General features: G+C 58.1%; 13 protein-coding genes and 2 pseudogenes. 11 read left to right on the top strand and 4 right to left on the bottom strand.

Going from position 1 to position 13,772, the window contains the following annotated elements:
* Nucleotides 1–131, top strand: a pseudogene (locus AC1D06_RS38915) (VapC toxin family PIN domain ribonuclease); the annotation flags it as partial.
* A 121-nt stretch (nt 132–252) separates the two neighbouring features.
* On the opposite strand, the pseudogene AC1D06_RS38910 reads toward AC1D06_RS38915, so the two are convergent.
* Nucleotides 253–336, bottom strand: a pseudogene (locus AC1D06_RS38910) (hypothetical protein); the annotation flags it as partial.
* Nucleotides 337–680: 344 nt separating this feature from the next.
* Between AC1D06_RS38910 and AC1D06_RS38905 the strand changes: the two are divergent.
* The 4 genes from AC1D06_RS38905 to AC1D06_RS38890 are packed head-to-tail and all read left to right on the top strand — an operon-like array spanning nt 681 to nt 2,741.
* Nucleotides 681–971, top strand: coding sequence for a type II toxin-antitoxin system Phd/YefM family antitoxin (locus AC1D06_RS38905; RefSeq protein WP_477990909.1), 291 nt, complete (start codon nt 681–683; stop codon nt 969–971).
* Complete coding sequence (locus tag AC1D06_RS38900; protein ID WP_477990908.1) at nt 968–1,345, top strand: type II toxin-antitoxin system VapC family toxin; 378 nt, start codon at nt 968–970, stop codon at nt 1,343–1,345. The genes AC1D06_RS38905 and AC1D06_RS38900 overlap by 4 nt, the downstream gene beginning before the upstream one ends.
* 14 nt (nt 1,346–1,359) lie before the next feature.
* Nucleotides 1,360–1,608 (top strand): prevent-host-death family protein, encoded by a 249-nt coding sequence (locus AC1D06_RS38895; protein ID WP_477990910.1) that lies wholly within the window; start codon nt 1,360–1,362, stop codon nt 1,606–1,608.
* The gene (locus tag AC1D06_RS38890; protein ID WP_477990907.1) at nt 1,605–2,741 is read left to right on the top strand and encodes a site-specific integrase; all 1,137 of its coding nucleotides are present in this window, start codon (nt 1,605–1,607) and stop codon (nt 2,739–2,741) included. Before AC1D06_RS38895 ends, AC1D06_RS38890 begins: the two co-directional genes overlap by 4 nt.
* 11 nt (nt 2,742–2,752) lie before the next feature.
* Here AC1D06_RS38890 and AC1D06_RS38885 read toward each other — a convergent pair whose 3' ends face one another.
* Nucleotides 2,753–2,959 carry a cold-shock protein gene (locus AC1D06_RS38885; RefSeq protein ID WP_477990906.1) on the bottom strand — a complete coding sequence of 69 codons (207 nt, stop codon included), beginning with the start codon at nt 2,957–2,959 and terminating at the stop codon, nt 2,753–2,755.
* A gap of 821 nt (nt 2,960–3,780) precedes the next feature.
* Between AC1D06_RS38885 and AC1D06_RS38880 the strand changes: the two genes are divergently transcribed.
* Complete coding sequence (locus AC1D06_RS38880; protein ID WP_477990905.1) at nt 3,781–4,002, top strand: hypothetical protein; 222 nt, start codon at nt 3,781–3,783, stop codon at nt 4,000–4,002.
* A 926-nt stretch (nt 4,003–4,928) separates the two neighbouring features.
* Here the strand turns inward: AC1D06_RS38880 and AC1D06_RS38875 are convergent.
* Nucleotides 4,929–5,621 carry a hypothetical protein gene (locus tag AC1D06_RS38875; RefSeq protein WP_477990904.1) on the bottom strand — a complete coding sequence of 231 codons (693 nt, stop codon included), beginning with the start codon at nt 5,619–5,621 and terminating at the stop codon, nt 4,929–4,931.
* Between the two features lie 432 nt (nt 5,622–6,053).
* Here AC1D06_RS38875 and repA point away from each other — a divergent pair, with 432 nt between their 5' ends.
* The 3 genes from repA (at nt 6,054) to repC (ending at nt 9,762) form a co-directional block, all read left to right on the top strand.
* The gene (gene repA, locus AC1D06_RS38870; protein ID WP_477990903.1) at nt 6,054–7,256 is read left to right on the top strand and encodes a plasmid partitioning protein RepA; all 1,203 of its coding nucleotides are present in this window, start codon (nt 6,054–6,056) and stop codon (nt 7,254–7,256) included.
* Between the two features lie 78 nt (nt 7,257–7,334).
* Nucleotides 7,335–8,327: a plasmid partitioning protein RepB gene (gene repB / locus AC1D06_RS38865; protein ID WP_477990902.1), complete on the top strand. Its 993-nt coding sequence runs from the start codon at nt 7,335–7,337 to the stop codon at nt 8,325–8,327.
* A 154-nt stretch (nt 8,328–8,481) separates the two neighbouring features.
* Nucleotides 8,482–9,762 carry a plasmid replication protein RepC gene (gene repC / locus AC1D06_RS38860; RefSeq protein WP_477990901.1) on the top strand — a complete coding sequence of 427 codons (1,281 nt, stop codon included), beginning with the start codon at nt 8,482–8,484 and terminating at the stop codon, nt 9,760–9,762.
* Here the strand turns inward: repC and AC1D06_RS38855 are convergent.
* A complete protein-coding gene (locus tag AC1D06_RS38855) occupies nt 9,755–10,243 on the bottom strand; it encodes a ProQ/FINO family protein (RefSeq protein ID WP_477990900.1) in 489 nt (162 codons plus the stop codon). The two genes, repC and AC1D06_RS38855, sit on opposite strands and share 8 nt — an antisense overlap.
* 283 nt (nt 10,244–10,526) lie before the next feature.
* On the opposite strand from AC1D06_RS38855, the gene AC1D06_RS38850 reads away from it, so the two are divergent.
* Together AC1D06_RS38850 and AC1D06_RS38845 are read left to right on the top strand one after the other, a co-directional pair.
* The gene (locus AC1D06_RS38850; protein WP_477990899.1) at nt 10,527–12,665 is read left to right on the top strand and encodes a ParB/RepB/Spo0J family partition protein; all 2,139 of its coding nucleotides are present in this window, start codon (nt 10,527–10,529) and stop codon (nt 12,663–12,665) included.
* Nucleotides 12,666–12,807: 142 nt separating this feature from the next.
* The coding region (locus AC1D06_RS38845) for a DUF932 domain-containing protein (protein ID WP_477990898.1) at nt 12,808–13,772 on the top strand (965 nt) is incomplete at its 3' end.

The raw sequence follows: 13,772 nt of genomic DNA, 5'->3' as shown, positions 1-13,772 counted from the left end.
GTCGAGGGCTCGCCTCGATGGACGGTTTGATCGCCGCAACCGCAATCGCACACGATCTTACCCTCGCTACACGAAACACCAAGGATTTCGAGGGCTTCGGGCTCGACATCATCGACCCATGGAATGGGTGACTCCACGGTTACCCATCATAGGAAAGGATGACCGGCGTGCTGTCTACAGCCTCCTTAAGAACCCTGCCGGCATTCTGCTGATCGGCGACCACACATCTCTCACCTGGCTGCATGAGGTTGTTCATGACGCCAACGACAGATCTCCGCTTGTTATGGACAGGGAAGGTGCGATCAGGTGCTTCATCGATCGGCCAAGACGGTCGAGCTTCCAGACAGTTAGCGTATCGCCGTCACGCGCATATCAGATAGCATCCGTCGGACCGGGTTGATCTGCTTAACACCTGACGTCTTAAGCGCACTGCGGGCGTCAGCGATGGGCAGCAAGAGGGTGGTCGAGGGCAATTTCGACAAATCGTAACGCTCGGAAGTTGTGGCAAATGATCTGTTAAACGGACGCTATATGCATATTCGCTTCCATTCCCACAGAGATCGCCTCAGGCCGTATCACTTCCGATAAGCATCAATTATCGGAAGTGATGCGTACAAGCTTCTTGTACGCATATCTTTGCCGTGATATGGTGACTGCAAAAGCCAATAGCGGAGCGCAAAATGCCCCAGACCAGCTACAGGATTAGCGAGGCTCGGAAAAACTTCGCCGAGGTGCTCGAACGCGCCAACCAGGGCGAGGAAATTGTTATCATGCGCGGCAATGAGATCTACGCGCGCATCGGCCCGGCCGATGGCGGCAAGCGGCCGTTCGGCCTGTTGCGCCAGCGCGGCCTCCCGGACGGCCTCTTCGACACGGTCGACGCCGAGCAGGCGGCAATCGACGCCGGCGACTTCAACGACGATACCGGCGTCTGGCAGGGCAAGCCGGCCGACCGCGGGTCCAAGGCATGAAAGTTCTGCTCGACAGCCACGCCGTCTACTGGTGGACGATCGGTAGCGACCGGCTGTCCGACAAGGCCCGGGCGCTGATCGAGGACAAGGCCAACACCGTCCTGGTCAGCGCCGTGTCGTTTTATGAACTCGACAACAAGATGCGCCTGAAGAAGCTCGATTTGAAGCCGCAGGAATTGCGCGCCGCAGTCACCGCGAGCGGTTTGCAGACGCTCGCCATCAGCGATCTGCACGCCGAGCTGGCCGCCAGTTTTGATTGGGATCACCGCGATCCCTGGGACCGCATTCTCGCCGCCCAGACGCGACTGGAACATTGCGCCTTCGTGTCGCTCGACGTTGCCTTCGACGCCGTGCTGCACGAACGAGTATGGTAAGGAGGTTATGGGTGATGATGATACTCGCCGAGATCGAGGAAGCAGCGGAGCGCTTCGAGGAGCTTATCGGATTCGCCCTCCGTCGGGACGAGGTCTATGTTTGCCGTGCCGGGCAGCCCGTCGCCGCGCTTACAGCGATCCCGAAGCTGGACCAAGGTGCGATGGATGATTTTTTGGCGCTGGCAGCCGAGGGCCRCCCGACGATCGGTGATCAGACCTCGAACCACGATGATCTCTATGACGAGAACGGACTGCCGAAATGAGCAGCGCGTCGCCACGTTTGATCGAAAGGCGCGCAGAACAGCTCGCCGCGGTGCTGCCGATTGATCGCCGTGACAAGCTCGCTGAACTCCTGACCGATCAGGACGTCGAGACGCTCAAACACCTCGTCACCGAAGGCATGGGCGACAACACACTGCGAGCGCTGACCTCCGACCTAGCCTATCTCAAAGCCTGGTCGCTTGCTGTAACGGGGAGCCCCCTGCCCTGGCCGGCGCCAGAGGCGCTGCTGCTGAAGTTCGTCGCTCACCACCTGTGGGATCCGGCGAAACGGGAGGGCGATGCCGATCATGGCATGCCGACGAATGTCGACCAGGCCCTGAGAGACAGTGGCTTTCTGCGGTCAACCGGACCGCACGCCCCAGATACGGTGCGGCGACGGCTTGCCAGCTGGTCGACGCTGACCAAATGGCGCGGCGCCGCCGGCACCTTCGCCTCCCCTGCCCTAAAATCGGCAATCCAGCTTGCCGTCCGTGCCGTGCCGCGGCAGCGCCGCCGCAAGAGCGCCAAGGCAGTCACCGGCGATGTGCTGGCAAAGCTTTTGGCGACCTGCAATGGTGACAGTCTGCGTGACCTTCGCGACCGGGCGATCCTGATGGTCGCCTTCGCCTCCGGCGGCCGCCGGCGCAGCGAAGTCGCCGGCCTGCGCAAGGAGCAACTGACACTCGAGCCGCCGGTCGAAGGTGAGGACGGCAAGCCCCTCCCCTCGCTCTCCATCCATCTCGGTCGCACCAAGAATTCTGGTGCCGGCCAGGATGAGGTCGTCTATCTCACCGGTCGGCCGGTAGAGGCGCTGAACGCCTGGCTGGCTGCCGCAAAGATCGACGGCGGCAGCGTGTTTCGGGCGATAGATCGCTGGGGCAATGTTTCGCGGCGAGCGCTCGATCCGAAGGCGGTCAATGATATCGTCAAGCAACGGGTAAAGCAGGCTGGGTTGGACGCTGAGGAGTTTTCCGCCCACGGATTGAGGTCGGGATATCTGACGGAGGCCGCCAATCGCGGCATCCCCCTTCCCGAAGCCATGGAGCAATCACGGCATCGGTCCGTTCAGCAAGCGTCGGAGTATTACAACGACGCCGCGCGGCGAAGCGGCCGGGCGGCGCGGCTCATCGCCTGATCCTGCAAGCCTCAGGCCTGCAGATTGTCCGCCGACATCTTGCCGGACTTCCGGTCCTTGACCAGCTCAAAGCTGATCTTCTGGCCGTCGTTAAGCCCGCGCAGTCCAGCCCGCTCGACCGCGGAGATGTGGACAAACACATCGGCGCCGCCGTCATCCGGCTGGATGAAGCCAAAGCCCTTCGTTGCGTTGAACCATTTGACGGTGCCAGTGGCCATGTTTTCTTCTCCCAGCGGATTCGTAATGACGCGGCACGATGATGCGTTTGCTTGTCGGATGCAAGCAGACAACCTGACCCGCCGACGCGGGCGTTGCCTGTTCAAATTTCCCTCTCGGTCAGGAACTCTTGGGCAGCGGACCCAGAGAAGATCCGCACCGGCTTCTATCCACCGGGTTGCACTTTAATCTCACCTATCGATTGACTCGTGCATGCCTGTTTGCTTGATTAGCCTTCTTGGAGGGCTGGCGATGATCTATGATTGGGACGGCAAGCGGACACGCCGAATTCAGTGGATGCGGCTTGCAACAGCGATAGTCGTTGGGTTGGTGGTGCCACTGACGATCGCTGCGTGGCCTCATGTCCATTGAACCAGCGTTGCGTTTCGATGTCGAGTATCATGTCGCCCACGCACAGAAGTCAGCACAGGTTTGACGACGCGATAAAAAAGGCGGAGAAAGAAGTCATCTTCGCAGGCTCAGAGATCCCTATCCCTGGGTGATTGCGCCCAGATTCTTGACCCCTCGCGTTCGTCTTACAACCGCAGGGGCCTCTCGAATTCATTCCTCCGGACTGCTTGCGAACTCCAGGAGCGGATAGCGGACTTTCAGTCCTTACGACTGAGTCTGCGGAGCGCAGATTCGGTGGCCACGATGGGTCAGAAGGAAATCCCGTCGATCGTTCCGTACTGCGATCAGCCACAGCGAACGAATGTTGACGGCGTCGCAGATAGGCGCCTGCAGTTGACTTGCGACGAAAAGCGCGTACGCAAAACTCAACGCGCAGCCCAGTTTTACCCGTCCTTTTGAAAAGAAATCGTAAATGAGCGAGCCTGTCATCGAAACAGCAATTGAAAACCGCAGTGACTTTGCCCAATGGGCGATCGAACGGTCGCGCGCCATCGTGGCTGATCAAGGCGCCGATCTGGCGCTGGCGGCGCGCGATGGATCAGACGACAAGATCGCCGAGACGGCCAACGCGCTTGGCCAGGCAATTGTCGATGTTTTGCTGGAAGTATTCGATGGACTTCTGCCCGACGCCTGACGCAGCTCAGTCCCTGATAACTGGTGGAAAGGAAAGCTGATGCACAGTTGCCATCACAGACCAGAGCCAGGTAAAATCGCCTAATTCATTGTCAGATCTGGCCCGTCAAGTGAGCCGATTGAGGTATGCATGGCAGAAGCAAACATCGCGTGGGAGCAAGACGGAATCGACTCCGGATGGTTCAAAGCCGACGGCGTTGGATCCGTGAGAAGCAGTTCCAGTTGGCGTCCAGGAGGGTGGTGGTTTCTGCCGATCTGGTCGCCTGATACAGAAGAGCATGATGTTGGTCCGTTCAAGAGCAAACGCGCCGCAATGGCGGAGGCAGAGCGCCTAACCTCTCTGCGCCTTGTACAGGAAGCGTAACTGCCGTTTTGCTTGCGGCCCATCACGTCGCAAGCCCCCTAGTAAGCGAACGCAGATGCATTTGGCATCGCGCGGGCCGAGGTCGAGCCTCAATGAGACCGGTGGTGCGTAAAGCCTGGACCGTGAGTTCGACATTCGGGCCACGAGCGCCCCAGCGACGATGTATATTGTCAAGATCTCTTCGTTTGCCGTGGCCTGTTTCATCGTTGGCGTTTCGGACGACAGCGACGCCCTTGGTGACGAATTTACCTGCGAGGGTGTCATCAGACGCAAAAATCCGCGGTCACCCACGCGCGTTGCGAGACGCGTTGCTGGGGCCGTGATCGGAAGCGCAAAGTATCTCATAAATACAAAAGCCCGGCGCGGGAGGAGGAGGCGCCGGGCTTTAGAAAAATGACCGTCGGCTGGGAGGAGGAGTGCCGTTGGTCTCGCGAAACCGATTGGGAGGAGGAGTATCGGCTCCGACAATCGAAATCTAATGCTGCGTCGCTTCTACAGCAACAAGGCATGTTGCATACCTGCCATGCATGTCGATGTTTGGGATGATAATCCCCGAGAAAAGCTCACCCAAGCGCCGTCGGGTCAAACGTTTCGGACGCGGCTCTCCTGTCTCGTTCATTCTGGTTCCTTCGTACCCAGCGCCAGAACGGATCGTCCGACACCTCAGCTAAGACGTCGGGGACCTTACTGAGAATTTCGGATGCGGTGTCCGGAATCGTCACGCCATAGCGTCCGATCAACCAGCTGCGGAAGGCGACATTGACGTCGCTCTGATCAGGCGGCTCAGTTGGCGTTTCCAGACAAGCGCTGATCTCCCAATAGCCGATGGCGAGAAGGCGCAAGAAATCCAGCGGCGTTTGGCTCAGCATGCAGACGAGCCCTTCTGAGCCCAGATGCACGATCTGCCGGCGCCCCTCGTCATCCAGCCAGAAGGCGGCGCATGACCCATCGCTGCCAGTTCGTGCGAATGCGACGAGCCGCTCTTCAACGTTTGGGACAACGTCGCCGAACCACGCCCTTCCGTTTGCACGCGCTTGCTGCGGTGTCTCGACGCGGAAGAGGATCGCCGTCAGATAATCCTCTTCCAGCTCGTTCTCCGAGCCAAGCAGGCCAAGCTTGTCGCCGGGATAGCGCACGCTCGGCATAAAGTAACCGTTCGTATCCATCCATTCGAACAGTTCTCGGAACTCGTTCGGCAACGACATGGTCGTCGGCATCCGATCGGCCATCACCTCCGCGTATCCTTGTTTTCCCATGGCGCCCACCCGCATGAATAATAGACATCGCTCAGCAGAACACCGTCCGGACAATCATTCAAGATCGACTCTCAGAACCCATTGGAGCCGCGCTTTAGGGGCGATCATCGGTTTTGACGACAAGCGGCAGACGGTCGAAGATCAAATGCGTGTTGGCATCGATTCCCGTCTATCTCGTTTAGACATGAGGTACGCTAGACCGACACTAATCGAAATAGGATTGCACAGCTGATTTTTGACAGCCGTGCAGAACAGATTTTTTTCTTTTTTATTCAGTTGGTTGCGAGATAAAAGCCAATGTTTTGCACGCATCGCTTTTCGTGTTAAGACTTTGTTAACTAAAAATCATTTGCCCGCAAGCCAGAATCGCCGTTATTAATAACGCTTATTGTCCCGCGTGAACGGGAAAAGCGTTATTCTGGAATCGGCGATATGAACATAGCACCCAACGGTGAGGCGCTTGATTTTGATCAGGAGATTCTCCAGCAGGGGGAACTCATCTCCGACAATCTCAATATGCTGCGCCTTGAGCAATATCCGCCCAACGCGGAGAAGGGGCTGCGTTCGTTTTCCCTTGCCGAAGTCGCCGACTACCTCGGGGTGACGCAAAATCACATCAAGAAGCTCCATCTTGAGGGCAAAGGGCCGGTGCCTGCAACTACATCTTCGGGCCGCCGCACCTACACGGCGGTACAGATGCTGGAACTCCGCCAATTCCTCGACAAGAACGGTCGCAGCGATTTCAAACGTTACGTTCCACATCGCCGGCAGGGTGAGCCGTTGCAGATCGTTTCAGTCGTCAATTTCAAAGGTGGATCCGGAAAGACCACGACTACCGCCCATCTCGCGCAATATCTTGCTCTGACCGGTCACCGCGTACTGGCGATCGATCTCGACCCGCAGGCGTCGTTGACTGCTCTGCATGGCATCCAGCCGGAGCTCGATAAGAATCCGTCTCTTTACGAAGCGCTACGCTACGACGAGGCGCGCAAATCAATTACTGACGTCATTCAGTCCACGAATTTTCCTGGCCTCGACATCGTGCCGGCTAATCTGGAACTCCAGGAATACGAGTATCAAACCCCGTTGGCCGCTTCGAGTAAGACGTCAACGGACGGGCGGTTGTTCTTCACGCGAATATCGAGTGCTCTAAAGGAAGTCGACGATCGATATGATGTGGTCGTCATCGATTGCCCGCCGCAACTCGGATATCTGACGCTGACAGCGCTCAGTGCTTCGACGTCAGTCCTAATTACAGTGCATCCACAGATGCTCGACATTATGTCAATGAGCCAGTTTCTTCTGATGCTCGGGGGAATTCTGGAATCCATCAAGGCCGCAGGCGCCAAAGTTAAGCTCAACTGGTTCCGGTATTTGGTGACGCGCTATGAGCCGACCGATGGACCGCAGGCTCAGATGGTGGGTTTTATGCAGGCAATGTTCAGCAAGCGGATGTTGCAGACCCATATGCTGAAATCGACCGCAATCAGTGACGCCGGCATTACAAAGCAGACACTTTATGAAGTCGAGAAAAATCAATTTACCCGCACGACGTATGATCGCGCGCTCGAATGCCTGAATGCGGTCAATGGCGAAATTGCCGCGCTTATTCATAAAGCATGGGGGCGTAAATAATGCCAGTTTTGACAGCCGTGCAGATTGCCAAAACCTTCTGTAAATCCAAACGCTTGATTGCGGTGAGGGGGAAGATCGATGGCTAGGAAGCATCTGTTGGCGAACTTTGCCCAACCTGACAACGACGCCCACCAACGCACCACCGAGACCCGAACTGAATATACCAAACGCGGAGCGTCACGCGCGATGCTGCTATCGCTCGACGAGATGGCCGAGAATTCGGTTCGTCTCCTTGAAGGTGAGGCGGTTGTTTCGATTGATCCAGAGCTTCTCGAAGGCTCCTTCATCGCCGACCGCATTGGTGATGACGAAGCCGACTATGTGCAATTGCGCGAGGCGATCAGGGTATCGGGTCAGTCGACGCCGATCCTTATCCGTCCACATCCGGATGCACCTGGCCGATACATGATTGTCTTTGGGCATCGGCGTGCACGTGTCGCCCGTGACCTTGGAGTTCCTGTCCGAGCCGTTGTCAAACCGTTGGAAGACATCGCACATGTTATCGCGCAGGGTCAGGAGAATTCCGCTCGCGCGGAACTCACTTTCATCGAAAAGGCGCTGTTTGCTCAGAAGCTCCTCGACAGGGGGATGGCCAAGGACGTTGTTAAGGTCGCTTTGACGATCGATGACACGCTTCTCTCGCGCATGTTGTCGGTGGCGGAGGTGATCCCAAGTGATGTCCTCGATGCTGTCGGGGCAGCAAAAGGGGTTGGCCGTGATCGCTGGGAAGAATTGAAGAAGCTTGTGCAGCTTCCGGGCAATGCAGACAGCGCCAGTGTGTTTGTGCGCTCTGACACGTTCGGAGTTTGTCCGGAGGGGGAGCGCTTCAACCTGCTTGTGGCTGAGCTCAAGGTAGTCAAGAAGCCCAAGCGTGCGAGCGCTTCGCCGTCCGTTCAACAGTTTCACGTCGCTGCAAAGGCTGTTGCCGTGACGACCCGCGCGTCAGGTAAGACATTCACCTTGTCCCTGACCTCGAAAGACGCGTCGAAATTCGGAAGTTTTGTCTCCGATCAATTGGAAGCGCTCTACCAGGCATTCCAGGATCATGAGCAATCAAAAGCAGGAGACTAGGCCGCAAAAGAAAAAGGCCCCCTTAACGTTGCCGTCGTGGAAGCCTTCCTCTGATCTAAGCACCCAGAGACTCGCATTTCCACGAATCATAGTCAAGAGTCTTGGCACCGCTTCGGTGAGCAAATTTCTTTTGCCTTTTGAAAGGTGAAGGAAAATGGAGAGTGGAAGTGTGACGACGCCCTTCGGGCGGCGGCCAATGACGCTTGGCATGCTGATTAATCAGCGACGGGCGACGGAAATCGAAACGGGCCTAACCCGCAACAAGTGGCAATTGTTCAGGTCGGTTTGCGAGGCCCGCGCGGATCTCGATGTAACAGATCGTGCGTTGACGGTGCTCGACGCGTTATTGACGTTTTTTCCCGACGATGTGTTGTCAGAGGAGCGAGGGCTGATTGTATTTCCCTCGAATGCTCAGCTTTCCATCAGGGCAAGAGGGATGACGCCTGCTACGCTGCGGCGGCATCTCGCTGTGCTCGTCGAAGCCGGCCTTATCACGCGGAAAGATAGCCCGAACGGAAAGCGTTATGCACGCCGGGGAAGGGAAGGGGAGATAGCCGAGGCCTACGGTTTCAGCTTGGCGCCGCTTCTTGCCCGCGCCATAGAGATCGAAACGATCGCCGCACAGGTCGCGACCGATCGTGAGCTGCTGCGCACGACGAAGGAGCGGGTGACGATCTGCCGTCGGGACATCGCTAAGCTTATCGCAGCTGCAGTCGAGGATGCCGTGCCTGGCAACTGGGAGCAGATYTTTGCGACGTTTCGCACGCTGCTTCTGCGCATTCCACGGGTTCCGACGATCGATACGCTCGCGGCAGCCCTCGAAGATTTGGAGGAACTCAGAGACGGCGTGGTTAAATTGCTGGAAAATCAGATAAAAACACAAAATATCAACACCAATGAGTCTCAGATTGCGCGTCACATACAGAATTCAAACCCCGAATCCACTTATGAACTTGAACCAGCTTCCGAAACAAAGCAGGGCGCGAGGCCGAGTATCGACAATGACCCGTCTGCTGAATCGCAAAGTTTGCCGACCAAAACACTGAGCCCGGCGCCAAGACCAGAAGGGGCGGGCAATCCCGTTGGTTTGAAATCATTCCCGCTGGGGCTGGTATTGCGAGCCTGCCCGCAGATTTCCGACTATGGCCCCGGCGGAGCCGTGACCGCCTGGCGCGACTTGATGTCCGCTGCCGTGGTCGTCCGCTCGATGCTTGGGGTAAGCCCCTCAGCCTACGAGGAGGCCTGCTCCGTGATGGGTCCAGAAAATGCCGCGACGGTCATCGCTTGCATTCTCGAGAGGGGAGGGCACATCAATTCGGCCGGCGGCTACTTGCGGGATCTCACGCGTCGCGCCGAGAAGGGCGAGTTTGCCCTGGGTCCGATGCTGATGGCACTGCTACGCGCGAACGGAGCACCGACAAGGCATGTCAGCTAGCTGACGCGCGTTGTGGCGACCTGCTTCGGCTGAGAAGGGCAGCGCGAATTTGTTCGGTCTTGCTTGGCGGTGTCGAAGGCGAGACAGGTTCCGGAGCGGATGCCGCCGGCTGGTCTCGGTCGCGTTTGAGGCTGAGGAAGCTCTGTTGAGCGGCCAGTCTGTCGGCAGAGGAGAGCGGCTCGATCGGCTTGCCGTCAAGGTCGTGTCGCATGGAATCCGGCTGGGCGCTCGCGAAATAATAGCGCTTCGAATGGACGAATGCTCCGACGGCACGGCGCAATTTGGTAGCGGCGATATCAGGTTTCAAAAGCGCCCGAATTTCGTCGAAGAGGCCGATAGCGAACGGTCGGATCGGATCACTAGAAGCAGTCGGGAGGATTCCGATCGGGCGAACGAGCAGAGCGTTGATCGCTTCTGCCTTTCGGAGGTCGGTTTCTGTTGCCGGGATTGGTCCACGGCTAACGGTCCAAGGTTTGTCCATGTGCTCACTTCTTTTTGTCCGCCAATAGAACGCAATTGTGAAGCGATGTTGACGCTGATCGTTAAACTGCCTGCTTTTGAACTGGGTAGACCGGCGGTCGACCTGCCATCGCTCGGGTGTGCTGCAAAGACCGCGTCTCTCGAAGGCGAAATCAAGCCAAGCCGGGAACGGTGGGATTTGGGGTGGCGGCGGAGCAATTCAGAGGAAGAGGAGGGAAGGGGGATTGCTGGCGGGTTGAGATGGTCGGAGAGAGGCTCCGGCAGGCCCGCTGCGGAGACATGACATGGCCAAAGCCATTCAGAAAATCACCCTCAACCGGTCCGAAGACATCCCCTTTGACAAGCTCGAGCTGTCGCAGCGGAATGTGCGCAATATCAAGGGTGGCGTGTCGATCGAGGATCTTGCAGAGGACATCGCCCTTCGTAAGCTCCTCCAGAGCCTCAGCGTGCGGCCGATTATCGGCGGCGACGGCGAGGAAACAGGGCGCTATGAGGTTCCGGCCGGTGGCCGCCGCTATCGTGCCCTTGAACTGCTGGTTAAGCAGAAGCGAATGGCAAGAACGGAACTCGTTCCTTGCATCGTCAAGCGCGACAGTGTGACTTCAGCCGAGGACGATTCTCTGGCCGAAAACGTCCAGCGTGCCGATCTTCACCCTCTGGACCAGTTCCGGACGTTCCAAACCCTTCGAGATCAAGGCCTCGATGAGGAGGACATTGCCGCACGCTTCTTCGTGTCGGTTGCGACGGTTCGGCAGCGCCTGCGGCTGGCGTCCGTTTCGCCACGGCTACTCGACCTTTATGCGGACGACCAGATGAAGCTCGAACAGGTCATGGCCTTCTCGATTACCAACGATCATGTTCGGCAGGAGCAGGTTTGGGATACGGTCTCACGCTCGCATTCGCGGGAGCCCTATTATGTCCGCCGGCTGCTCACTGAGACCGCGGTGCGGGCCAGTGATCGCCGCRCAATCTATACCGGGATCGGCGCATACGAAGCTGCCGGTGGTGTTGTTATGCGAGACCTCTTTGAGCAGGACGGCGGCGGATGGCTACAGGATCCTGCACTTCTCGAACAGCTCGTATTCGAGAAGTTGAAGACCAATGCCGAAGCGCTGAAAACAAACGAGGGCTGGAAGTGGGTCGATGCCGCCCTCGATTTCCCCTATGGCCACACCTCAGGTCTGCGCAGGTTCTACGGCGAACGGGCTGACTTCACTGAGGACGCGCTCGCTCGCCATGATCAAATCAAGGCGGAATACGAAAAGCTCGATGCCGAATACGCCGAGGCAACCGAATATTCGGAGGAAATTGAAGCCCGGCTTGGGGAGCTTGGGAGTGCGCTGGATCAGTTGAACGATAGGCCTTACGTCTTCGATCCCGACGAGGTCGCACGCGGCGGCGCATTCATTTCGCTCAACGCTAATGGCGAGTTGAAAGTCGAGCGTGGTTTCGTTCGGCCCGAAGACGAGCGCGCTGTGGAGACTGAGAATGGCGATCCAGTCGAATCCGAAGGCGAAATATATGGTGAGGTCCCAGCTTCGAGCGGCGGTATTTCGGTGAACGGCAACCCGGTTTCCAGCGAGCAGGTCGAAGAGGAAGAAGACACGCTTCGCCCACTTTCCGATCGCCTGGTCCTCGATTTGACGGCAACCCGAACGGTGGCGCTCCGCAATGCGCTGGCCAACGATCCGGTTATGGCCTTCATCGCAGTGCTGCACGCCTTCGTGCTGAAGACCTTCTATCCCTATGGCTCCGACTCATGCCTGGAACTGACGCTTCAGAGCGCCAAATTCAGCCAGACCCAGGGCCTCGGCGACACCGCATGGGCAAAGGAGATCGATCAGCGGCACGAGGCATGGGGGCAGGATCTCCCCAAGAACTCCGACGATCTCTGGGATTTCCTGATCCGGCTCGATGAGGTCAGCCGGCAGGTCTTGTTCGCACATTGCGCTTCGCTTTCGCTGAACGCCGTTGTCGAGCCCTGGAACAGACGCACCCGCGCTCTCGCCCATGCCGATCAGGTCGCGCGATCCATCGGGTTCGACCTGGTCGAAGCGGGATGGACGCCGACGGTCGACAGCTATCTTGGCAGAGTGACCAAGGCGCATATCCTGCAGGCCGTCCGTGAGGCGAAGGGTGAACAGTCGGCACAACTCATCGATCACCTGAAGAAGCAGGACATGGCGCGCGAAGCCGAACGGCTGCTGGAAGGCAGCGGATGGCTCCCTGAAATGCTGCGCCTCGCAGGGGACGAAACTCCTGATCAAGGCGCTGATGCTGCGGCGAACGAGGCCAGCGGCGACAGCATCGCCGGGGCCGCTTCTGTCGTCCTTCCGGCTTTCCTGGCTGAGGACGCAGAGCATAGCGATACCGAGTTCGCATCAGATGATGACCTGCAGCAGCACCTCGACGCTGCCGAATAAACGAGCCTTTGCTGGAAAACGCCAAGGCCTGTTCGTACCATGCGGGTCAAAAATGACAAAGCGGCGTTCGCGCCGCTTCTTTCTGATTTCAATCCCCCTGTCCGGCCTTTGTGCCGGGCTCTTTCGTTTCAGGAGACTGCACATGAACATGATTTCCAATGCTCAACCGGTATCCTCCGGCTTCAATGTCGACATCTCGCGCGGCCAGCGCATTGGCCGCGTGTCATCCGAATGGTTTTCCCGGCCAGACGACGAGCGATACCTCTCGCTTTCTGAACTCCATGACGCAGTGAGGTCCCGTGCCGACCGCGCCCATGCCCGGACGGTGGAAAGCTCTGCCATTCGTGTCGAGGCGAGCCGCAACAATGCTGAGAAACTGGAGCTGGTCGTGCCAGGTCAACAACGGGCCATTGCGCCGACGCATTGGAGCTACGGTCAGCTCTGCAGCTTGGTTGGTGCACCGGCAAGCTATATGCGTCAGCTTCCTGCACCGCTCGCGGCGATCAATCTCCAGCATGGCCTGCTCAACCATCGGGCTGAACTGGTGAAGACGCTCGAACTGGATGACGGCCGCATCGAACTCAGAGCCGTGACCGGTCCCGACTACGGCCGGATCTGGGACCACGAGCTTGTGTCGGCGGTGATAAAAATCGCCGGCAATGGAACCGGCGACACCATCTGGAAGGTGCCGGGGCTTTTGGATTGGACGAGCATGACGCACAATCCCTTCGTCGACATCACCAAGGATACGACGACGCTCTATGCTTCCGATCGCGATGTCTTCCTGTTCCTGGTCGACGACACCCATCCGATCGAGGCCGGACGCTTGCCGAACGGTGAACCGGATCTCTTCTTCCGTGGCTTCTATGCCTGGAACTCGGAGGTTGGATCGAAGACGCTCGGCATTGCCTCGTTCTACCTTCGTGCCGTTTGTGCCAACAGAAACATTTGGGGCGCGGAAAATTTCGAGGAAATCAGCATCCGGCATTCGAAGTTTGCGGCGGAGCGGTTCGCCCATGAGGCGGCGCCGGCGCTGACGAGTTTTGCCAATTCGTCGCCGGCCGCATTCGTCGCCGGTATTCGGGCCGCGCGAGAACGGGTCGTTGC

The sequence above is a fragment of the Rhizobium sp. P2_G2 genome (assembly GCF_056403555.1).
This window is presented reverse-complemented; position numbering and strand designations above follow the sequence as displayed.